This window comes from Prosthecobacter debontii, from assembly GCF_900167535.1.
Lineage (GTDB): Bacteria > Verrucomicrobiota > Verrucomicrobiia > Verrucomicrobiales > Verrucomicrobiaceae > Prosthecobacter > Prosthecobacter debontii.
Map to the genome: position 1 here is coordinate 525,973 of NZ_FUYE01000002.1, position 21,194 is coordinate 547,166.

A 21,194-nucleotide genomic window follows, 5' to 3' on the forward strand; every position below is an offset into this window, starting at 1 on the left:
AATCAAAGAGGCCTAGCAGGGCTTTGACCCCCTGCTTGACCTCTTTGACCTTTGACTCTCTTGACGCTGTTAGTTAGCCCAGCGCACTCATCATCTCTTCCAGCTTGGCCTTCTTCTCCTGCCAGTCGGTCTCGCGCTGCTTGTGCTCATCGAGCACCTTCTGCGGCACCTTGGAGGTGAAGTTTTCGTCGGCCAGCTTGGTGCGGACTTTGTCCAACTCTGAACTGACCTTGGCCAGTTCCTTGGTCACACGGGCACGTTCAGCCTCCACATCGATCAGGCCGTCCAGGGGTAGGAAGAGCTGACCCAGTGGGGTGAGGGCTGTCGGCGTGCCTTTCGGTGGTGCGTAAGCCGTATCCACATCCAGAGGCTCGGCATTGAGAAGGATGCGCAGCACCTCGATCTCGTGAGCGGGGATGTCAGTGTTTGGCTTCAGCACAAAGCGTACGCGCTTGTTGATGTTGAAGCTGCTCTTCAGGCCACGGCCCAGGTTGACCGCTTCATACTTGTCGTTAGCCGTTTTTTCATCTTCCGGCAGAATGCCGAAATAAGCGAGTTCATCCTCATCCAAGAGCTTCGGCCACGGGGCGAACATGATGCTCTTACCGCCCTGGTTTTCTGGCATGTCGGCGCTGAAGCCCATGCCATGCCAAAGCTCCTCCGTGATGAACGGCAGGAAGGGATGGAACAGGCGCAGGGCGTTACCGAGGATGAAGTCGATCACGGCCAGGGTGTTGGCCTTGCGCTTCTCATCGCTACCCTGGAGCACTGCCTTGGAGGCCTCGATATACCAGTCGCAATACTCGCTCCAGAAGAAGCGGTAGAGGCTGGCGGTGGCGTCGCTGAAGCGGTATTCTTCCAGAGCGGTGGTCACCTCGCTAATCGCGGCATTTAGACGCAGCAGGATCCACTTGTCGTCGCTGCTCAGCAGTTCGGCACTGATCTCTGTTTCCGTGGCTCCACCCTGCATTTGACGGAAGCGCGCAGCATTCCACAGCTTGGTGCAGAAGTTGCGACCCAGCTCCACGTTCTTCTCATCGAAGCAGATGTCCTGGCCCAGCGGAGCGCTGCGCATGATGCCGAAGCGGAGGGCGTCGGCGCTGTAGTTGGCGATGAGTTCCAGCGGGTCCGGGGAGTTGCCGAGAGACTTCGACATCTTACGACCCTGCTTGTCACGGATGATGCCCGTGAAGTAGACGTTCTTGAACGGCATCTCACCCATCCACTCGTAACCCGCCATGATCATGCGGGCCACCCAGAAGAAGATGATGTCCGGCCCAGTCACCAGATCGGTGGTCGGATAGAAAGCCTTCAGCATCGGGTTCTGCGCGTCCTTCTCTTTGTCACCCGTCCAGCCCATGGTGGCAAACGGCCACAGCCAGGAGCTGAACCAAGTGTCGAGCACGTCGGGGTCTTGGGACCAGCCATCACCTTCGGGCGCATCAACACCGCAGTAAACTTCTTCACCACGATACCACACCGGAATGCGATGCCCCCACCACACCTGGCGGCTGATGCACCAGTCCTGGAGGCCACCCATCCAATGATCATACACCTTGGCCCAGCGGTCCGGGTAGAAGCGCATCGGACCTGGAGCGCACGCGTCCTCGCGGGCAGCATTCTGCGTCCCCGCGGAATGCCGTTCTGACGTGTTGCCATCTCCAGGGACAGACTCCGGCGAGACGCCGGAGTCTGCACGCGAGACGCGTGCGCTCCCGTCCCAGACACACTCCCGCGCCTCCTTCACGCTCGGGTATTTCAGGAACCACTGCTCGCTGAGGCGCGGCTCAATCGGCACGCCGGCACGCTCGGAATAACCCACGTTATTCTGATGCGGCTCTTCCTTGATGAGGGCCTCCATCTCACGCAGCAGTTCCACCGCCTTCTTGCGGCCTTCGAAGCGCTCCAACCCGGCAAGGTCCTTGCCTGCCAAATCATTGAGCACGGCATTCGGGTGCAGCACGTCAATGATCTCCAGGTTGTGACGCTGACCGATTTCAAAGTCGGCCTTGTCATGGGCAGGGGTTACCTTCAGCACGCCGGTGCCGAATTCGAAATCCACATGGTCATCTCCCACGATCGGGATCGCGGCCTGGTTCTCCAGCGGCAGCGGACGACGGATGTGCTTGCCGATGAGATGAGCATACCGCTCGTCCTTCGGATTCACCGCTACCGCCGTGTCGCCCGGGATCGTCTCAGGGCGGGTCGTGGCGATGGTCAGCCAAGTGTCCGGCTCCTCCACCACCTGCACTTTGAAATGATACATGAAGCCGTTCTGCTGCTTCATCTCCACCTCTTCATCGCTCAGCGCGGTGAGGGAGGAAGGGCACCAGTTCACCATGCGCTTGCCTCGGTAGATGAGGCCTTTTTTATAGAGGTCCACAAACACGCGCATCACGCAGCGGTTGTAGTCATCATCGAAAGTAAAACGCTCGCGGCTCCAATCGCAGGAAGCACCCAGTTTCTTGAGCTGCTGGATAATGATGCCGCCGTGCTTTTCCTTCCACTCCCAGATTTTCTCCACCAGCTTCTCACGGCCCAGGTCATCGCGATGCTTGATCACGCCCTGTTTTTTCAGGGTCTTTTCCACCACGTTCTGGGTGGCGATACCCGCGTGGTCGGTGCCGGGAAGCCAGAGCACTTCCTTACCCAACATGCGGGCGCGGCGGGACAGAATGTCCTGAATGGTGTTATTCAGCACGTGGCCGAGGGTGAGGATGCCCGTGACGTTCGGCGGTGGGATGACGATGGAGTAAGCCGGGCGCTTTTCACTGACCCGAGCAGGGTCGGCTTCAAAGCACTTGTCATCAAGCCAGCGCTGATACCAGCGGGATTCAACTTCCGCCGGGGTGTAGGTCTTTTCGAGTTCGGGCATAGGAGGGTCGACAAGATGGGGGAGACTGAGCTTTTTGCAAATTATCGCCGATTTGCCAAATCACTCCTTTTGTGTCACCATGTGTCACATATGAAAACAGTGTCCATCCGAGAACTCCATGATCGCACCGGGAGCATTGTCCGTGAAGCAGCCCTTCAACCCGTCCGAGTCACTGATCGAGGTCAGGTCATTGCCGTTTTGCAGGCTCCATCTGCCCCCCCACAGGAAGGCGTGTCACTACCTGATCGAGAAAGCTGGATCGCAGGTTTACCTGCCCAAAAAAGTGATGCTGCTGAGATCCTCAGTGACGACCGCGACCGCTGAAGACCATGATGTACTTCGACTCGAACTACATTTTGAAGTGCTATCTTCCTGAGCCGAATGCTCATCTTGTCCGAGCGCTTGCCGCTCAACCGACCACCAAGGTGTGCTCAATCTGGGGACGCACTGAGGTTTTAGCTGCGCTGCATCGTAAACTGTGTGAGGGCAGCCTAACTGCGAAGACATTAAAGACTGTATGGATGCACTTTGAAACGGATGAAAAGGCAGGCGTCTGGACTTGGTTACCGCTGGATCGGCCTGTGCAAAAATTCGTAGAGCGTCATTTTTTATCTCTCAGCACCAGCACCTACCTGCGCTCTGGGGACGCCACACATCTGGCTACTGCTGCCCTCCATGGCCTAACGGATATTTATTCGCATGATAAGCATTTGCTGGCAGCCGCCCCCTCCTTCGGTTTAGTTGGCCGGGACGTACTGCCGTAATCTCTAGGAATTCGCCTCCGATGACTCCCGAAGTGACCGTTTCGCCGCCTCCTGCCACTACCCCGGCTCGTCACGGATCGATGCTCTTGCTGGCTCTGCTTTTCCTGTTGCTCGTGGGAGTCATCCTGCCTCACGGTGACAGTGGCGAAACTCTGCGCGAGACACTGCGCCTGCACCCTTGGTATTTGCAGGCTCTCCTTACCCTGTGGGGCATCGTGTTCATTGAAGGACTTTGGGGGATCTTTCTCGCCACCGATTCCTGGTCCTCCCGCATCAAGCGTTTGATTCTCACCTCACTGATCCCTCCGCTACGGATGACCACCGCGACGAGCACACCGGGGGGATGGCTATGGATTCCACGCGTGGGGTGGAGGCACACAGGACCGGCGACCACGGAAAAACTGGAGCAAAAACTCGCGCTGCCCATGCTCATCCTGACCCTGCTCGTTCTGCCGGTCCTCGGTGTGGAGCTGGGCTCTGGAGAGAATCTGGAAAGTCGGCCTCATCTCGCCCTAACCGTCCATCTGATCACCTGTCTGATCTGGGTGGGTTTCACGGCCGAATTCATCTGGATGGTGGCCGCCACTCCGCAAAAGTTGGCCTATTGCCAGAAAAACTGGATCAACCTCATCATCATCCTGCTCCCGCTGGTGGCGTTCCTCCGCGTGCTCAATGCCTTCCGCTTCGCTCGCTTTTTCCGCGCGGGTAAGCTGCTACGCGCATATCGCCTGCGCACGCTTCAGAGCCGACTGTGGAGGCTGGCTCTGCTCTTCAATCTGATCGAACGGCTCCAACAAAGGAACCCTGAAAAATACTGCGCTGGATTGGAGAAAAAAATCGGGGAACTCGAAACCGAAGTCGAACGCCTCAAAGAAAAGCTGGAGAAATTCCGGATTCATCAACCTGAGAAGCCGTGATTTTCGTCGGCTGACTTCCTTCCGAAAGCCACACACTCTCTAACGACCCAGCCTTTTAGGCCTTCTATGCGGGAGTTTCGCGAGAAACTGACAATGCAGCCAAAGCTGATTCCAGCGCCTCAATGCGAACTGGCTTGATCAAGTGGGAGACAAACCCCGACTGACGACTGTGAGCTAAGTCTTGCTCCATCCCAAATCCACTGACAGCGATGCCCTTCAGAGGAAACCGATCCCGCAGTTCTTCCATCAAGTCATAGCCCGTTCCATCAGGAAGGCCGAGATCCGAAATCAGCAGATCGAACTCCTGCTGCTGCACCTGTTCACGCGCCTCACGCAGAGAGCCGGCCGTCTCGACCCGGTAGTTCCGCCGACGCAATAGCTGGGCCAAGGCCGTGCGAGTGGGCACATGGTCCTCCACGAGCAAAATACGCCAAGCTAAATGAGCCCGTTCGGGCGTCAGTGTGAGTGGCTCACCTTCCTCAGTGCCTGATTCAGGGTCCTTGGATAAGGGATCATTTTGGATCAACGGAATCCGAAGGATGAAGGTAGATCCTTGACCTGGCCCCTTGCTCTTCGCTTCGATATGCCCCTGATGAAGCTCCATCAACATGCGAGAAATGGCTAAGCCGAGACCAAGTCCTCCAAACCTTTGTGAGCCACCGCGCCCCGCATGATCTCCCTGCGAGAACGCATCAAAAATACGCATGATCTCGGCTGTGGTCATGCCGATTCCCGTATCTGTGATCTCGACGATGACACTCCGCCCGGTTTCGCCTAGCCGGGTGCTCACTTGGATACATCCCTCCTGCGGCGTGAACTTCACCGCATTGTTTAAGAGGTTCCAAAGCACTTGCTGTAAACGCACCGAGTCCGCGTGCACGATGAGAGACTCGTCTCCCAACTTCAACTTCACATGGACTCCCTTGGTATGGGCTTCGTTATGAATCGTCGCCAAGGCATCTCGAATGACATCATTCACATTGAGCCGCCGCATCTCGAGCACCAATTTCCCCCGCGTGATACGGGTAATGTCTAACAAATCATCAATCAACCGAGCTTCGAGATCCACATTTTTTCGAATCGTTTCAAAATCCGTTCGAATCTCCTCCGGCAAGTCTTTATTTTTACTCCCTTCACTGGCCAGGAGTAAGACCGGGCTGAGGGGCGTGCGGAGTTCATGAGACAGCCGTGCCAAGAAATCGTCCTTGGCGCGCACTGCCTCCAAGGCACGATCTCGCGCCTGCTCCAAATCATTCTCCACCTGCTTCCGCATGCTGATGTCCGTGAGCACGGCCACAATACCCACCACGACACCATCCGAGCTACGTTCAGGAACGAAAATGACGTGGGCCCACTTCGTCTCCGAAGTCGTGTCTGGAATCGCCATTTCAAACTCAACACGTTCACCCGAGAAGGCCTTCTCCATCATGGGGAGAATGGCTTTATAACCGCTGTCTCCGATGATGTCTCGGGCGTGTCTGCCAATGGCCTCCTGTGGCTCTGCTCCATAGTGACTAGCATACGGTGCGTTGATAAACTTGTAGTGATGCTCACGATCAAACTGCGCAAGTAAAACGGGAGCATGATCGGTCACGAGACGAAGCTGCTCTTCACTGGCGCGCAACGCATCTTCGGCCTCGCGACTGTCGGTGATATCTTGGGTGATGATCAACCCCGCCGTAACGAGACCATGCTCATCGCGAATACCGACCACACTGTTACGAACCCAAGCATAAGTGCCGTCGGGCAAGACATCCCGTTTTTCAATGATGAACGAGGAGCCACCTTTCATCATGGCATCAAAAACCACTTGGTTTTGAGATCGATCATCCGGGTGGGTTAGATCGTGGATATTGAGGCCTAGAAGTTCATCCCGCGTCCTGGCCACGATTTCACAGTAGGCATCGTTCACCATCACGATGGATCCTTGCGTGTCCGTCTGAACAATGCCTGATCCAGCTTGGGCAAAAATAGCGGAGAGATGGGCCTCCCGTTCACGGAGGATGTTGTCGGTCAGCTTGATGTCTTCGATGTCCGTGTTCGACCCATACCATTTGAGGATATTTTTCCCGGCGTCCATCACTGGCACCGCACGGGTTTTAAACCATCGGAACTGACCATCCGCCCGCCGGATGCGCACTTCCGCATCCATGGCTTGACGTGCTGCCACAGCCCGTTCCCAAGCCTGATTCCACACAGGCAAGTCCTCGGGGTGTATGGAATCCCTCCAGCCCCAACTTCGTTGCTCACATTCGGCACGGCCGGTGTATGTGCACCATTGAGGACTGACGAAATCCCAGTTTCCGTCAGGTCCGCAGGTCCAGACCAAGTGAGGCATGGATTCCGCCATCTCACGCCAGCTCTTCTCACTTTCACGTAGAGCGCTCTCGACGGTCTTCACTTGCTCAAGCTCACGCTGAAGACTTGTGTAAAGCTGAGCATTGTCGATCGCGATTGCAGCTTGGGCTGCCATACCCATCAAAATGCCTTCCACGGCCTCTTTAAACACACCCGGTTCTTCGTGCCCCAGAAACAGACCGCCAATGACCTGCCCGGAACTGGAGATCACTGGCACAGCGAGGTAGCTCCGCACGGGTAAATGCCCAGAGGGCAAGCCATGGTAGGGCTCGTTTTTTCCATACCTCGGATCATTGAGCACATCATCGATGCGAACGACGCCCTCTCCGCGAAACGTTGGACCAAATAATTCCGTCTTACGCGGCATTGGATACATGGAGAACGCCTCTTTGGGAGCACCCGAAAGGGTGTAAAGAGTGAATGACTCCCCTTTTTCATCCGCCACATTATAGAAGAAAGCGCCAAACTGAGCTCCTGAGATCTCACGACAGGCGTCGGTCACACTTTGGACAATCTTTTCCAGATTGCGTTCCGCGACCAGCGCACTGCTCACCTGATTGAGCAGGGCGAGAATCTGAGATTGTTGACGCAGAGCTTCCTCTGTTTTTTTGAAGGTCGATATATCCAGATGGATTCCTGCCCAACGAATGATTTGTCCATTTTCATCCCTGATCGGGATGCCGCGTGAAAGCACCGGATGCCATTGACCATCGGTGCCTTTAAATCGGTGCTCCCTTTCCCAAACTCCACCACGGTAAGAATGAGCTTTCCAATCGCTCAACGTCCGTTCGGCATCTTCGGGATGAAGTGCGCGAATGATCCCAAAGTTAGCGCACTCTTCTTGAGTCATGCCCACCAGATTGAGCAACGAATCACTCAAGTAGAGGTTATTGCCCTCCGCATCACAGACCCAGATACCGTAGTTTATCGATTCCCCAATGCTGCGGTAGAGCTGTTCACGCCGCACCAACTCCACCTCATTTTTTTTCTTTTCGGTGATGTCTCGGCCAATTTTTGAGGCACCTATCACTCGGCCTTCGGAATCTTTGATCGGAGAAATGGAGAGAGAAATATCGATTTTCTGCCCATCCTTACGCTGCCTCACAGTCTCGTAATGATGGATGGGATTTCCTTCTCTGACTCCCTCGAGGATGGAATGTTCTTCATGAAGTCGATCTTCTGGGATCAAGATGCTCACAGGCTGTCCAATGACTTCATGGGCCTCATAACCAAAGATTCGTTGGGCTCCCTGATTCCAACTGGTGATAAGGCCATTTAGATCTTTGCTTATGATGGCATCGTCGGATGACGCCACAATAGCAGCGAGGCGTTGGCGCGCTTGTGACGCCTGCAACTGCTCAATGACCAAGGCTGCGGAGTGTGTGACGATTCGAATGAACTTCAACTCGTCTTCATCAAACTGATGCCGAACGCGGCTGGCAAAGGAAAGAGTCCCCAAAAGCTTTCCTCCGGCCATCAGGGGGTGGCAAACGTAGGTCTGGATCTCGAGCTTCCTCACCAGATCGGCACGAGGATCCAACGAGTTTCGGATGTCATTGACCACGAGGCCTCGGCAAGACTTTGCCACTGCACCACAGATCGATTGGCCAAACTCCAGCCGGTGCATCGCCTGCGCGGTTTCTTCAGAAATGCCCGCATAGGAGTGCAGTTCCAATGCATCTCCAGCTTCATTGACCATGAAGTTGAAAAAAGTGTCCGCACTCAGGTGCATCGTCACCTTAGCAAAAAGCTCCCGCACAACCGTGTCAGGATTTCGAGCACTGAGCAATTGTGCCAGCGTCTCTGAAAGCAGTTGCATGCGCTCCGTGCGTTTTTGTAAGGCCTCTGCACCTCGAGCCTGCTCCACAAGCGGCTGAACACGATTCACGACATTTTCGAGCAAGTTCAGCTCATCACTTCGCCACGACCTGACGTCACTCGCAGTGATCGCCAGCAGAGTACGTAAACGACCGGCCTGAGAAAATGGCGCACAGGCAAAGGCCGCTACATCGTGCTCCACCCAGATGTGGGCAGAACGTTGAGTCATCTCATGCGTCGCTGTGTCCTCGACCGCGAGGACTCCCTGAATGAGATCAGACTGCAAGCGGGCTGAACCAAGCGTTTTCACATCCAAAAGCGATGGGAACGACCGACTCCGTTCGCTGTGCCAATCTTCGACAAGGTGTAAATAATCGGCGTTCTCATCGGCTTCCATGAAGCAGCAATGAGCCACCTGGAGGTGGCTTCCCAGCCCTTCTGCCGCAGTGCTGAGAATATCCTTGGGATTATTTAGAAGCCCGAGCTTTTGGCTGAGGGCACTGAGAAAGTTCGCGTGATGAATCGCTCGCTGGCGATCTTCCAATTCTCTCTCGAGCACACGTGCTGCAACACGGGACTCCGTAATGTCTTGGAAGATGTTAATGGCGCCGACGATCTCGCCGCGATCATTTCGAAGCGGATCAATCGTGACGCTAGCCATCAAAGAGCTGCCATCGTGACGAACAGCCTCCGCTTCGACATGCCGAAAGCTTTTCCCCAATCGAATGGCCTCGGCGATGGGCGTCTGCTCGGGTGCGATCTCTGTACCATCGGGCAGTCGCACCCCTCGAAACGCACAAAAGCGCTCTTGCAGATCATTCAGCAGGGGAGTGCGCCGCCACAGCTCCTGAGCTTTGGAATTGAAAAAGGTGATGCGCCCTTCCAGATCGCAGGTGTAAACCCCCGCAGGCAAGACCTCCAAAATATGGCGCAAGTGTTGTTCGGCTTGGTTTGCGTGCCGGGTCGAAGCCTGTCGAATCGAAGCCAAGGCAAGATGTGTGCTCACCCGCGCCAAGAGTTCCCGAGCATCGAAGGGTTTAACCAGATAATCATCCGCACCGGCATCCATGCCTTCGACCCGAGACTCCTCCCCTGCTCTCGCGGATAGAAAGATCACGGGTGTCGAGCGTGTGGACTCATTCTCTCGGAGCGCTTTCAAAAGGCCAAAGCCATTCATCCTCGGCATCATGACGTCCGTGAGCACTAAGTCAGGCAGCGCGCGGAGTGCCATCTCAAGACCTTCTTGTCCATCGCTGGCAATATCGACCACATAACGACTGCCAAGCAGATGCCGAATGTACTCGCGCATGTCCAGGCTGTCATCGACAAGCAGGATGCGTTTCCGGTCATGGTCAGAAACGGTTTCTGAATCCATTTGAGGCAGCTCGTCGGACGAGGTCGAACCCATCCAGCGTTCGGATTCCTGGAGAAAACTCTGCTCCAATTTCGACGGGGATTTGAAGTCCTTGGCACCTCGAGATTCCACTGACGATTCAACTGCTCTGCGAGGTAAGCGGACCGTAAAACAAGTGCCTTCTCCGAGCCGACTGCTGACCAAGATGTCTCCCTCATGCAGTTTGACCAATTCTTGCACCAAGGCCAAGCCGATGCCTGTTCCTTCATGGCTACGGCTCTGAGATCCAGCAACACGATAGAAGCGTTCGAATAGGCGAGGCAAGGCTTCCGGAGGAATACCCGCACCCGTATCGGAGATACAGAGTTCGATGCCTCCATCACTCTCCTGGAGGGTGACCCGGACCGTTCCTTGTTGGGTGAACTTAAAGGCGTTGGAGAGCAGATTGAGAACGATTTTTTCCCACCAATCCAAGTCCACATAAACCGGCTCTCTCAAGGGTGGACAGGTGATCACTAAATCTAACCCCGCCTTTTTCATCAAGGGTTCGAAGCGACCCGCCAATTCTTGAGTGACCTCGGCAAGATCGACTGGCTCAAAGACAGGCTCCATGCGCTGCGCTTCGATTCGAGAAAAGTCTAACAATGTATTGACCAATCTCAGCAAACGCAGGCCGTTGCGATGAGCCATTGCAACGAGCTTCTGTCCAGCCGCTCCAAAGCTCTGGTTAGGATTCTCCAGCAGATCTTCCAACGCTCCAAGCGTCAGCGTCAGGGGAGTACGAAACTCATGACTGACATTGCTAAAGAACTGTGTTTTGGCCTGATCGATAGCCGCGAGCTGCTCCGCCCTCTGCCTTTCATGTTCGTAAGCCCGGATATTGGACAATGCGGTGGAGATCTGCCCAGCAAGAAGGTCCAGAAAGCCCCGATACGCTTCGTCAAACTGCCGATAAGGATTCAACCCGACAATCAGATGGCCGGTGACCTTTTCTCCTCCATGATCGAGGATGGGGACCATCGCGGCTTTCGAAGGCGGTCTATCCCATGACCGATGTGGCACGGAACCAAAACGGTCCGACAAGGGCTCCACCTGCTGAATGCCTGCTTCGGTGACTGTGCCTAGTGGCCAAGCCGAACTCGATTCGGATTCTTTTAACTGAATCACGAAAGGCGCTACCGGATGCTCGCTCTCGATGCCAAAAGAACCTTCCAAATGCGCTTCCACTCCCGAATGATCCGTGAGGTAAAATAAAGCGAAGGGAAGATCTCGATTTTCCTTCTCCAAGCATTGCGCCAACGCTGCCCACAAATCTTGCTGCGACTTCAGTCCGGTTAACCTCACTGCAAGATCCTGGAGAAAGGACAGACGGCGCTCGCTGATCACCCGCTCGGTTTCCTCGGTGACCACACACAGCATGCCTCCCACCCCCGCATCGTCACTGGGAATAGGACTGTAGGAGAAGGTATGGTACGTCTCTTCCGGGAAACCACTCCTTTCCAAAAACAGCAGCAGGTCTTCATCCCACGTGGCCTCTCCCTCACGCACCACATGCTCGGCGCGTGGGCCAGCATCGTTCCAAACTTCATTCCACACCTGACTGGCGGGAGCCCCAAGCCAATCTGTTTTCAAGCCCAGCGTCGGAAGATAGGCATCATTGCAAAAAAATCTGAACTCCCTTCCCCACCCTACCCACATGGCAAATCTCGAATTGAGCATGAGACTGATCGTCGTCTTCAAGCTTTGAGGCCAGCCTTCCAGCGGACCAAGCGGATGAGCCGACCAGTCCATTTCGCGAATGCGCTCCCCCATGAGTCCTCCAGCCCTCACCCATGAGTCGGACCTCTCTGAAGGATGATCTTGGAGGCGATTCATGCGGCGGTGTCTGCGGTAGGAGACTCTTTCGGCAGTGTAAAAAAGAACCGGGCCCCGCCTTCGGGGATAGGTTCACAGCCGAACTCTCCTTTTTGCAGCTCGACCAGCCGACGGGCGATGGGAAGGTTCCATTGTTTCGTACTGTGTCCCTGATGCAATTTGTCAAAAGGCCACATCAGTGCGGCACATTGCTCCAAGGTCAGGTCGGGTCCGTGATCTCGGACCGTAAATAAGAATTCGTGCTCTTTCTCCTCCCAATGTAATTCCACCGACGCCCCCGACTTGGAGCGCTGCACAGCCAGTTGCAGGAGATTCGCCCATACCACTTCCAGCCAAGCGAGCACCCCATGCACTTGCGGCCAGTCTTCGGGTTCGTTCATTTGGATTCGCGATTTCACGGCAGCTTGTTCGGCCGATTGTCGTCCAGCCCAGACAGCTTGTGCCATATCCACTTCTTCCTTCAGGCGATGTTCCGCCGTGGCCCTAGCGACCTGACTCGTTCGCTCGATCAGTTTTAAGACTGCCTGGGTGCAATCAAACAAGGGCATAGTCAAAGCCGCATCTTCCTCCGAATGCTCGGAGAGAATATCTTTCAGGAGTTCAGCCGTGGCTAAGATCCCGCTCAAGTTAGCCCGCAAATCATGGCTGACGCGTCGGGCAAACGTCATCAGATCTCCGCGTAAACACTCGTTTTCTCGAATCAAGCTGTGTGTCTGAAGTGCACCGCGAAAAACCTGTGCCAAAAGCGGCGCGTGCCAGTCTTCGGAGGGAATGACCGTGAGCCCTGAACTCACAATGCCTTCGCCCAAAGCCACGACGGGGTAAGACACTCCGGCCTCAGGCGAAGCTCCGTTCAGTGCTAATTCGAACTCGCTCAACTCGGGACAAATCAGCACGAGCAAGTCGCAGGACGCACGGGAGGGAGCCAGAAAAAATTCATCCACCGAAGCCACCTCGATCAATTCAAGGCCGTCCCCAAAAGCTCGCTCCAACCCTCCCTTTGCAGCGGCTCGCGCCACATCATGACGGTCTGAAAACACGAGGAAGACGGCAGGCATGAGTCGGAGGAAAATCGAATGTTGGAAGGCTTAGAACACGTGCTGTTTAAATCGCATTTCGAGCAGAAACCGGTCGCATCAATCTGAAGCGGAACTCAAAGCGGATAAAATGGCAGCTTCCAGGCCCTGAACTTGAATGGGTTTGGTCAAATGACTGACGAAACCGACCTCCCGGCTCCGCTCGACGTCCTTATCCATGCCGTAACCAGTCAATGCAATGCCACGGAGAGCATGACGACTGTACAGTGTTTCCATCAGATCGTAGCCATTGCCATCGGGAAGACCAATGTCCGAGATGATGAGATCAAACCTGTATTGATCCGCCAATTGCAGAGCTTCTTCCACAGAGGCTGCGCTATGCACCTCATACTTCCGGCGTTTCAACAGATGGGCCAAAGCCGTGCGCGTGGCCTCATGGTCTTCCACCAGCAAGACGGTCACCGGCGAATGCCCTTGCGGCGGGGCTGGTAAAGAAGTAGGTGCCTGTTGCAGGGAGAGGCAGATGTCTGGCACTAGGGGCAGTTCAATGATGAACGAAGCGCCCTCACCCAGACCACGACTTTCCGCTCGGATGTGGCCGGAGTGGCTCTGCACCAGCATGTGGCTGATCGCTAAGCCCAGCCCCAAACCGCCAAACCGATGAGAGCCCCCATCCCCCGCATGATCTCCTTGAGCAAAGGCATCAAAGATTCGTCCCACCTCCGCCATTGTCATGCCTATCCCGGTATCGATGATGGAGATCTCGACGACGTCTTTTTCCAAGATCGTTCGCGTGAGGACCGTGATGCTCCCCCCCTCCGGTGTAAACTTCACTGCGTTTTTGAGAATGTTCCAAAAGACCTGCTGCAAACGCACCGCATCTCCAAGCACGGTGTGGGCAGAAGCGGAGCGCTGAAGGCGCAAGGATAAATGCTTGGCTTCAATTTCTGCAGCGACATTGGCCAAGGCATCACTGAGCACCACCTCGACATCGACGGGCAGCTTCTCCAGCGCCATTTTGCCCCGACTGATGCGAGTGATATTGAGCAAATCATCAATCAGGCGAGCTTCAAGATCCACGTTTTTGCGGATGGTCTCAAAGATCGCGCGGACATGCGGAGGCAGCGTGGCATCCTGAGCCGCATCACTGGAAAGCAACAGAATGGGATTCAGCGGTGTTCTCAGCTCATGAGACAGTGCGGCCAAAAAGTCATCCTTCGCACGCGAAGCCGCCAGCGCGTCATCTCGTGCATTTTCGAGTTCGAACTCCGCCTGCTTCCGCGCCGTGGTGTCAGACATCACCCCCACCAATCCGACAACCTCCCCGTTTTGATTTCGTTCAGGCACATAGACCACGCTCATCCAACGGCAGCCTAACAAGTCATACGGGATCTCCACTTCAAACTCCACCCGATCCCCAGCGAGGACTTGATCCAGATAAGCGGCAATCGATTTAAATGCCTCTTCACCCAAAATCTCGCTGATGTGTTTCCCCACGATCTGCTCGGGCTCCATACCAAACCGCTTAGCATAGGGACGATTCACAAACTTATATCGGCTTTGTGCATCACACAGCGCCAAGAGAACAGCCGCATGATCTGTCACCAAGCGCAATTGCTGTTCACTCTGCCGGAGGCGATCCTCCGCGCGAAGGCGTTCGGACGCTTCTTCTTCCAAGCGTAGGATGTGACTCTGTAGCTCTTCATTTTTATGAGCCAAGGCGCGGCGCTGGGTTTCGAGCTCCCGTTGGATAGCCGCCTTTTCGGTGGCGTTATCCACGGCTCGTCTGAGCACGATCGCGTTGGTCGCACCCTTCGGCAAAAAGTCATGAGCGCCGCTCTGCAGAGCATCCACGGCCAACTCCACCTCATGGTTGGAGGTCAGCATCACGATACCAAACGCGTTTTGGCCATGGTTGGCGATAATCTTCTTCACCAAACTGACACCGTCGCTATCCGGAAGGTTGAAATCCAGCAGCACACAATCCGGCCTCGTGCGTTGAAGAAAGCTCATGGCTTGAGCGGCTGTCGAAACCTCACTGATCTCACAAGGAGTGGATGCACTCCGAGTCAGATACCGCCTAAAAATAACACAATCCGTCAGCGAATCGTCAACGATCAGGACATGAAGTGGACTTGGCACTAGCATGGTCTTCCAAGAGGCAACTCATTCGGTCTTGCCCTCACCATCCGGCTTTTCCAACAAGGACCCCTGAAGACCTGGATAGGGGGGCAAGCGAACGGCTTCCACCCAATAATCCACCAGCAGTTCCACCGCACGCTTGAAGGCGGCGTAGTCGGTCTGCTTCACGTGATAGGAATTGGCTCCATGCTCATAGCACCACTCGATATCCTTGGGATTGCTGGAGGTGGAGAAAATGACCACCGGCGTCCGTTTCAATCTGGGGTGCTGGCGCACAGCCTGTAGGACGACCTTTCCATTCAATCCTGGCAGATTGAGGTCCAACACAATGACGGCGGGCAACTCAGGTGGCGGCCGTCCGGGAACCAAGGGTGCATTGAGCAGCATCAGCACCTGCTCGGCACTGACACACCTCTGGAGATGCACCGGAAGCCCAGGACGAACCCGCCGCACGATGCGCTCCAGAGCCGCATAGTCTTCATCGCTGTCTTCAACGATGAGAAAAGAGGAAAGAGGGAGTTCTGTCATGGAATTTGGGCTCCCTTTCCGAGATTAAAGTAAAATGTCGTTCCCTCGCCTGGGCGAGACTCCAGCCAGATCCGACCCCCATGCCGCTCGATAATCTTGCGGACGATGGTAAGCCCTGCACCGACTCCCCCACCATACTCCTGACGTCCATGAAGTCTTTTAAAAATTTGAAAGATCAACTGCCGGTGCTCAGGAGCAATGCCGATTCCATTGTCTCGGATATAAAATACCGGTCCGTCCTCCTCTTCATCCTCCTGCCATCCGATCTCGATCTCCGCCCGATCTTTATCGTTGTATTTAATCGCGTTACTGATGAGGTTGGACAGAACTTCACTGAGGCGGTCCGCATCCCCGTAAACGTCCGGTAGAGGCCGCGGCACATGTACCTGCGCCCCACTTTCTCGCAGCCGGGCCACAAGCATTTCCTGCGCGTCATGAAGGGATGCATTCATATCCACCCGTCTAGACTGCAGATCTCCACGGGAAAGCCGGGAATAATAAAGCAAGGAATCCAACAAAGTTTCCATTCGCTCCGTCAATCGCATCATCGTGCGGAGGTAATGCATCCCTTGGTCGTCCAACTGAGCTGCGTAGTCTTCGAGGAGGAAATTGGAAAAATTACTGATGCCACGCAGAGGCTCCTTCAAGTCATGCGAGGCCACATAGGCAAACGAATCGAGCTGACGGTTGCGCTCATCCAGTTCTGCATTCAAGCGAGCCAACTGCTCCGCGCGTCTGACTTCCGTTTCCAGGATCGTCTGCCGGAGCATCCGGGCCGCATCTGACTCACAGGCCAACCACGGACGGGACTTCCCTCGGACTTCCTCTTTCCACAGTTGGAAAGATTTTCTCGGTGTCAGGCGGTCCCCATGCGGTCCGGCCTCGACGGGCTTAAAGGGATTCCCCGCCCACTTCACCGTCTGCGTTTCTTCAAGCCGAAACCACAGCACAAACGCGGGAATGTGTTTGGAGAGTCGTGCCGCTAAAACCCCACTGGCCTGATCCTCACCGCCGATCCACTGTGGGAAAACCTTGCTCACATGATCTGTGGACCACACAGGCTGTTCGATGCTTTCCACGAGAGTCAGCGCAAGGGACTTCACTGCGTTTTCATCCGGCGTGCGGCCACGTAGAAAGACGGTATCATTCAAGACCAAAGCCGCACCATCCGCTTCGATGCCAGCTAGAGTCTGCCCCTTGCTCTGATTCAGCACAGTGTGGAATTCAGTATTCATGGCCATCGCATCGGCCAGCAGACGATGCTGCTGGTGCAGGCGCATCTTGTACTCATGCTGTTCATCACTCTCCTTGCTACTCACCTGGAGAGACAACATGTGTGCCAAAAACTCGCAGGCCATCCGAACGGTATGGGGCACATATCGAGGAGAGTAGTGATGGCAGGCAAAAAGCCCCCACAGTTCTTCTCCAACGACGATGGAAATGGACATGGAGGCAGCCACCCCCATGTTCTGAAGATACTCCGCGTGAATCGGGGACATGGAGCGGCTCACACAGTAGCTCATATCCAGAGGCGCACTCGTATCAGGTCTCAGGAGAGGCACCAAGGGAATGGCCTGATATCTGACATCAGGATTCAAACGCAGCTGCGACTTTACGAACAGTATCCTCGCCTGCTTAGGGATGTCCGAGGCCGGATAATGCAAACCCAGATAGGATTCCAAGTCCTCCCTCCGGGCCTCGGCAATGACATGGCCTGAAGCATCGTCGGCAAACCGATACACCATCACGCGGTCAAACCCGGTAAACATCTTCACATGCTCCGCGGCCTGCTGGCAAAACTCCGCCACAGAAGTGGTCCCCTGAAGCTGATTCAGGGTGTGCTTCAGGGAAACATACACTTCCTCTTTCACCGCTGACGATTTGTCGGGCCATGTCTCCAGCTCAAGGATCAAGACGCCCTGATAGCGATGCACGAGAGCCTCAAACGGTTCCGCGTTTTTCCCGATCTGAAGAGGTGGAAGGTAGTGAGGTGAAGCCTCTAAACTCTTCGACAACACCTGCTCGACGACATAGCTACACATGCCCTCATCCACGAGGTCGGACAGCGAACTCTGGAGCAATTCCTCCTGGCTTATGCCCAGGCTCTCAGGCGCATTCGCGCTGACCTGCAGCACCTGCAACGAAGGTTCTTCCAAAACCACAATGATGGCATGGGGCTGCACCGAACCCGGAATATGGATGGGCTCGCGATCACAGTTGGTAAGGTCAACTTGCTCAGACATAACGGGCACCTTTAATTTAACCAGCCCGAGAACGAGGCAAACGTATTTCGGGCAGCATCCACCGCCGCCAGCCATTGCTGCGGGTGTCGTGCCGCCCACGCCTCCGCCCACTCACCGAATTCTTTCCACTTGGCTCCCGTTTGATTCTGATACCCGGCAAAAAAACGCCCTCCCTGATCAGGAGCAATTTGCAGGGATTGTTCCAGCAACCTCGAGATCAATTGCCCCCCTAATGTCGCTCCTTCGACAACGTACAAGCACCCAATCGCTTGAGCATCGCCGTGCAATGTCGGCATATCAGCACAGAAAGGCAGCTTCCTCAGCTCCTCGTCCTCCAAACCAAGAGCTCTCAGGTCGGTTTCGAGCCATGATGTTTTACGTCGTGCCTCAAAGTTCCAGCCCAGGCTCTGCCAATCGGCGGCCTTGCCCAACTCTTTTTCTAACGGCTCGTAAAGAGTGAAAAACCGTTTCAATAACGCAACGTAACTTTCACGGTTTCGAAACTGCTCAACAACATCCAGTTGATCTTCCAGAGCAGTGTGTTCCGTGGCGGTTTGGGCTTTAAGCAATTGCAGAAAAGTCATGCAGAGGCATTGGGGGGGCGGCGGAGTGGCTTTGATTTTTGCAGAAGTAATCGCATGTCCCCTCAAAAGTGGTCGCCTACTAAATGAGCGATGGCCTGCCGTAACCTCTCCATGTGGATCGGCTTCGTTAAATGAAAGCCAAAACCCGCTTCAAAACTCCGCCGAATATCTTCCTCCATCCCATATCCGCTGACGGCGATCCCCTTCAATCCATAACCTTCACGCAGCCGCCTCATCAGTTCCAACCCACTGAGATCCGGTAGGCCAAGATCACTGATCACCAAATCAAATTTTTCCTGTCCGGCCAACTCCAGGGCGCGGGATGCACTCTCGGCGGCAACCACATGATGTCCTCCTCGGCGCAAAAGGTGCGTCATGCTTGAGCGGGTGTCGTCATGATCTTCCGCCAATAAGATTCGTAACTTCGGACCGTCGCTTTTTCCTTTGCCGCCCGCTTTCTGAAGACGCGATTCTTTGGAAACCGCTTTTAACGGCATCTCCAGGGTGAAAGAGGCCCCTCGGTTGGGCCCTTCACTGACTCCGCAAATGCTTCCTTCATGCGCTTCCATGATGGAATGGCTAATGGCTAACCCCAGACCGAGACCACCAAAACGCCGCGTGATCTCACGTCCGCCTTGCTCAAAGGGCTTGAACATGGACGCTTGAATCGAGGGAGTGAACCCCACGCCCGTGTCGATGACTTCAACCCGTATCGTTTTCGCCGTCGGGTTACTGGTATGAATCGTGATCGTGCCTCTCTGAGGGGTGAATTTCACCGCATTGCGTATGACATTCCACAGAGCCTGCTGAAGGCGGACAGGATCTGCCGTCAGTTGATAACGAACCGCATCGAAGACGATGCGCACCTCCTGTTTTTTGGTCTGAATATCTGCCTCGCAAATTTCCAAAGCACGACGGATCGTCGTATGCACATCCACTTTTTTCACGTGCAGTTCCAGTTTGCCTTGCACAATGCGCGTTAGATCCAGTAAGTCATCGATGAGACGTGCTTCCAGTTCCACATTACGCCGGATCATACTCAGCGTGGCACGTGCGCCTTCGGGCAAAGACAGATCCTGCTCCAGCGCCATCGTCGCCATGAGGGCTGGTGTCAAAGGTGTGCGCAGCTCATGGCTTAAGGCGGCTAAAAAAGCGTCTTTGGCTAAGTTGGCTTTTTCGGCCCCCTCTTTGCCCAGCCGGAGTTCCTCACGCTCTTTTTGACTGGTCAAATCCGTCACCACCAGACACATGATGCTCTGGTCCTCCAAGGGCAAGCGACTGGCCGTCAGATTCACCGGGCGGAAGCCTCCATCGACATGATGCAACTGGCACTCATGCTTGATTGCCCCCTGCGACAATTCAAACACACCAGCCAAATCCTCCCAAGCCGAGAGTGGAATGTGCTGGTGGATTTGGGAACTGATGACGCGTTCCAACAGCACCCCGGTCATGTCAGCAAATCGTTGATTGCTGTAGAGAATCAACCCATCTGCGGCGACCGTCACAGCACCTTCCTGCATCTGCTCGACATACACACGATAAGGCTGCTCGGCCCCGCTTAAGCTGTAAACTTGGCTGCCGTGACTGCCACTGACCACTACGGCGTCCACATCTCCGTTACGAATCGCCTCCAAGGTCTCTTGTGCCTCTCGCAGATGATCCTGCAAAAGCTCCAAGTCGGCTTTGGCGATGACAAGGTTTCGTGCCTTGGCCCCTGCCCCCTTCTCCGACGGAGAAGGGGCCGCAGGCTTGGAGATGACCTTCTTACTTTTCATACTTTGATCCAGCGCGTCGGCTCATTTTCTCCCTTCTCAGTTCCATCCGGTTTGATGTTCAAACTGAGCAAGATTTTGTCCTTATCGCCCAGATTACCAACGATCCTTCGCGCCGGTGCCGGCTCCTGTTTGATCAAGGTCGGAGCGGCAATGATTTGCTCAACAGCAGCGGCTCCCGGCTGTTGATAAATGTCAATCACTTCCAGATCGTAACGACCCCGAAGATATTCTTCACACAGAGTACGGATGGAGGCGACTGCCTGCGCTGCCCGGGGGGTTGTGCCTGTCACATATAATTTCAAAACGTAGTGCCCGCTCTGACTTCCCTGCAGGATCAGCGTCTCAAAGTCGTCCGTACTGGAAATGACATCGGTTGGAGGCGCCTTGCCTTTCTTGGTGGTCGCCCGGCTAGCACGGCCCTTGGTGGTGTGTTTTGTGGCCATACGTCAGCTCAGTTCAAAAGGATTTCGGGAAACTATCGTGCCGTGCCAAGCCAATGCGCTCATGCGGAAGCGATACTTTCCATATCGATTCCCACCGTCACTCGCGAAGTGTTCGACAAATCACCGATGACTCGTTTGATCGGTTCGGGTAACTTTCGCACGAGAGTGGGTAAGGCCACAATTTGGTCACTCTGAGCCAAGTGGGGGTTTTTCATCAAATCCACCACTTCAATCTCGTAGCGCCCTGGAAGAAATTCTTCACAAATTTTCTTCAAGTTGGAAAAAGCCGTCAAGGATTTCGGCGTCTGGCCTGCGACGTAGAGTCTGAGATTCCAGATGTCCTTCGCCTTGGTTTTTTTAGAGGCTGTTTTCTTAGCTGTTGGCAGACGCGATGCCGTCACTTTTTTGGGCTCATCGGTGTTCTTATTGCCTTTTTTAACGGCCGACTTCGAAGATGCAGATTTTTTCATGACGTCTCCTT

Annotated in this window: 13 protein-coding genes; 3 read left to right on the forward strand and 10 right to left on the reverse strand. The window is 54.9% G+C overall.

What is annotated here, in order from left to right:
* Positions 1 to 73 precede the first annotated feature (73 nt).
* Entirely contained in the window at positions 74 to 2,875 is a 2,802-nt protein-coding gene (locus B5D61_RS04660; protein ID WP_078812130.1) for a valine--tRNA ligase, read from the reverse strand.
* A gap of 90 nt (positions 2,876 to 2,965) precedes the next feature.
* Here B5D61_RS04660 and B5D61_RS04665 point away from each other — a divergent pair, with 90 nt between their 5' ends.
* Genes B5D61_RS04665 through B5D61_RS04675 form a run of 3 tightly spaced genes read left to right on the forward strand, consistent with a single transcriptional unit; the run spans position 2,966 to position 4,556 of the window.
* Entirely contained in the window at positions 2,966 to 3,199 is a 234-nt protein-coding gene (locus B5D61_RS04665) for a hypothetical protein (protein ID WP_078812131.1), read from the forward strand.
* Positions 3,200 to 3,204: 5 nt separating this feature from the next.
* A complete protein-coding gene (locus B5D61_RS04670; protein WP_078812132.1) occupies positions 3,205 to 3,639 on the forward strand; it encodes a type II toxin-antitoxin system VapC family toxin in 435 nt (144 codons plus the stop codon).
* 20 nt (positions 3,640 to 3,659) lie between these two features.
* A complete protein-coding gene (locus B5D61_RS04675) occupies positions 3,660 to 4,556 on the forward strand; it encodes a hypothetical protein (protein ID WP_139373064.1) in 897 nt (298 codons plus the stop codon).
* A gap of 64 nt (positions 4,557 to 4,620) precedes the next feature.
* Here B5D61_RS04675 and B5D61_RS04680 read toward each other — a convergent pair whose 3' ends face one another.
* From B5D61_RS04680 to B5D61_RS04720, 9 genes are all read right to left on the reverse strand, one after another.
* Positions 4,621 to 11,961: a PAS domain S-box protein gene (locus B5D61_RS04680; protein WP_078812134.1), complete on the reverse strand. Its 7,341-nt coding sequence runs from the start codon at positions 11,959 to 11,961 to the stop codon at positions 4,621 to 4,623.
* Positions 11,958 to 13,019: a sensor histidine kinase gene (locus tag B5D61_RS04685; protein ID WP_078812135.1), complete on the reverse strand. Its 1,062-nt coding sequence runs from the start codon at positions 13,017 to 13,019 to the stop codon at positions 11,958 to 11,960. Before B5D61_RS04685 ends, B5D61_RS04680 begins: the two co-directional genes overlap by 4 nt.
* A 78-nt stretch (positions 13,020 to 13,097) precedes the next feature.
* The gene (locus B5D61_RS04690; protein ID WP_078812136.1) at positions 13,098 to 15,146 is read right to left on the reverse strand and encodes a hybrid sensor histidine kinase/response regulator; all 2,049 of its coding nucleotides are present in this window, start codon (positions 15,144 to 15,146) and stop codon (positions 13,098 to 13,100) included.
* A gap of 18 nt (positions 15,147 to 15,164) precedes the next feature.
* Complete coding sequence (locus B5D61_RS04695; RefSeq protein ID WP_217698910.1) at positions 15,165 to 15,668, reverse strand: response regulator; 504 nt, start codon at positions 15,666 to 15,668, stop codon at positions 15,165 to 15,167.
* Positions 15,665 to 17,911, reverse strand: a complete 2,247-nt coding sequence (locus tag B5D61_RS04700) for an ATP-binding protein (protein ID WP_176159225.1) — start codon at positions 17,909 to 17,911, stop codon at positions 15,665 to 15,667. The genes B5D61_RS04695 and B5D61_RS04700 overlap by 4 nt, the downstream gene beginning before the upstream one ends.
* 11 nt (positions 17,912 to 17,922) lie before the next feature.
* Positions 17,923 to 18,495, reverse strand: coding sequence for a biliverdin-producing heme oxygenase (locus B5D61_RS04705; protein ID WP_078812138.1), 573 nt, complete (start codon positions 18,493 to 18,495; stop codon positions 17,923 to 17,925).
* A gap of 62 nt (positions 18,496 to 18,557) precedes the next feature.
* Positions 18,558 to 20,270, reverse strand: coding sequence for an ATP-binding protein (locus B5D61_RS04710; RefSeq protein ID WP_078812139.1), 1,713 nt, complete (start codon positions 20,268 to 20,270; stop codon positions 18,558 to 18,560).
* A complete protein-coding gene (locus B5D61_RS04715; RefSeq protein WP_078812140.1) occupies positions 20,267 to 20,713 on the reverse strand; it encodes a circadian clock KaiB family protein in 447 nt (148 codons plus the stop codon). Before B5D61_RS04715 ends, B5D61_RS04710 begins: the two co-directional genes overlap by 4 nt.
* Positions 20,714 to 20,772: 59 nt before the next feature.
* Positions 20,773 to 21,183 carry a circadian clock KaiB family protein gene (locus B5D61_RS04720; RefSeq protein WP_078812141.1) on the reverse strand — a complete coding sequence of 137 codons (411 nt, stop codon included), beginning with the start codon at positions 21,181 to 21,183 and terminating at the stop codon, positions 20,773 to 20,775.
* Positions 21,184 to 21,194 lie beyond the last annotated feature (11 nt).

Excerpts from the sequence above, each read along its gene's own strand:
- B5D61_RS04660 (WP_078812130.1), bottom strand. The coding sequence starts at position 2,875 with ATGCCCGAACTCGAAAAGACCTACACCCCGGCGGAAGTTGAATCCCGC.
- B5D61_RS04665 (WP_078812131.1), top strand. The coding sequence starts at position 2,966 with ATGAAAACAGTGTCCATCCGAGAACTCCATGATCGCACCGGGAGCATT.
- B5D61_RS04670 (WP_078812132.1), top strand. The coding sequence starts at position 3,205 with ATGATGTACTTCGACTCGAACTACATTTTGAAGTGCTATCTTCCTGAG.
- B5D61_RS04675 (WP_139373064.1), top strand. The coding sequence starts at position 3,660 with ATGACTCCCGAAGTGACCGTTTCGCCGCCTCCTGCCACTACCCCGGCT.
- B5D61_RS04680 (WP_078812134.1), bottom strand. The coding sequence starts at position 11,961 with ATGAATCGCCTCCAAGATCATCCTTCAGAGAGGTCCGACTCATGGGTG.
- B5D61_RS04685 (WP_078812135.1), bottom strand. The coding sequence starts at position 13,019 with ATGCCTGCCGTCTTCCTCGTGTTTTCAGACCGTCATGATGTGGCGCGA.
- B5D61_RS04690 (WP_078812136.1), bottom strand. The coding sequence starts at position 15,146 with ATGCTAGTGCCAAGTCCACTTCATGTCCTGATCGTTGACGATTCGCTG.
- B5D61_RS04695 (WP_217698910.1), bottom strand. The coding sequence starts at position 15,668 with ATGACAGAACTCCCTCTTTCCTCTTTTCTCATCGTTGAAGACAGCGAT.
- B5D61_RS04700 (WP_176159225.1), bottom strand. The coding sequence starts at position 17,911 with ATGTCTGAGCAAGTTGACCTTACCAACTGTGATCGCGAGCCCATCCAT.
- B5D61_RS04705 (WP_078812138.1), bottom strand. The coding sequence starts at position 18,495 with ATGACTTTTCTGCAATTGCTTAAAGCCCAAACCGCCACGGAACACACT.
- B5D61_RS04710 (WP_078812139.1), bottom strand. The coding sequence starts at position 20,270 with ATGAAAAGTAAGAAGGTCATCTCCAAGCCTGCGGCCCCTTCTCCGTCG.
- B5D61_RS04715 (WP_078812140.1), bottom strand. The coding sequence starts at position 20,713 with ATGGCCACAAAACACACCACCAAGGGCCGTGCTAGCCGGGCGACCACC.
- B5D61_RS04720 (WP_078812141.1), bottom strand. The coding sequence starts at position 21,183 with ATGAAAAAATCTGCATCTTCGAAGTCGGCCGTTAAAAAAGGCAATAAG.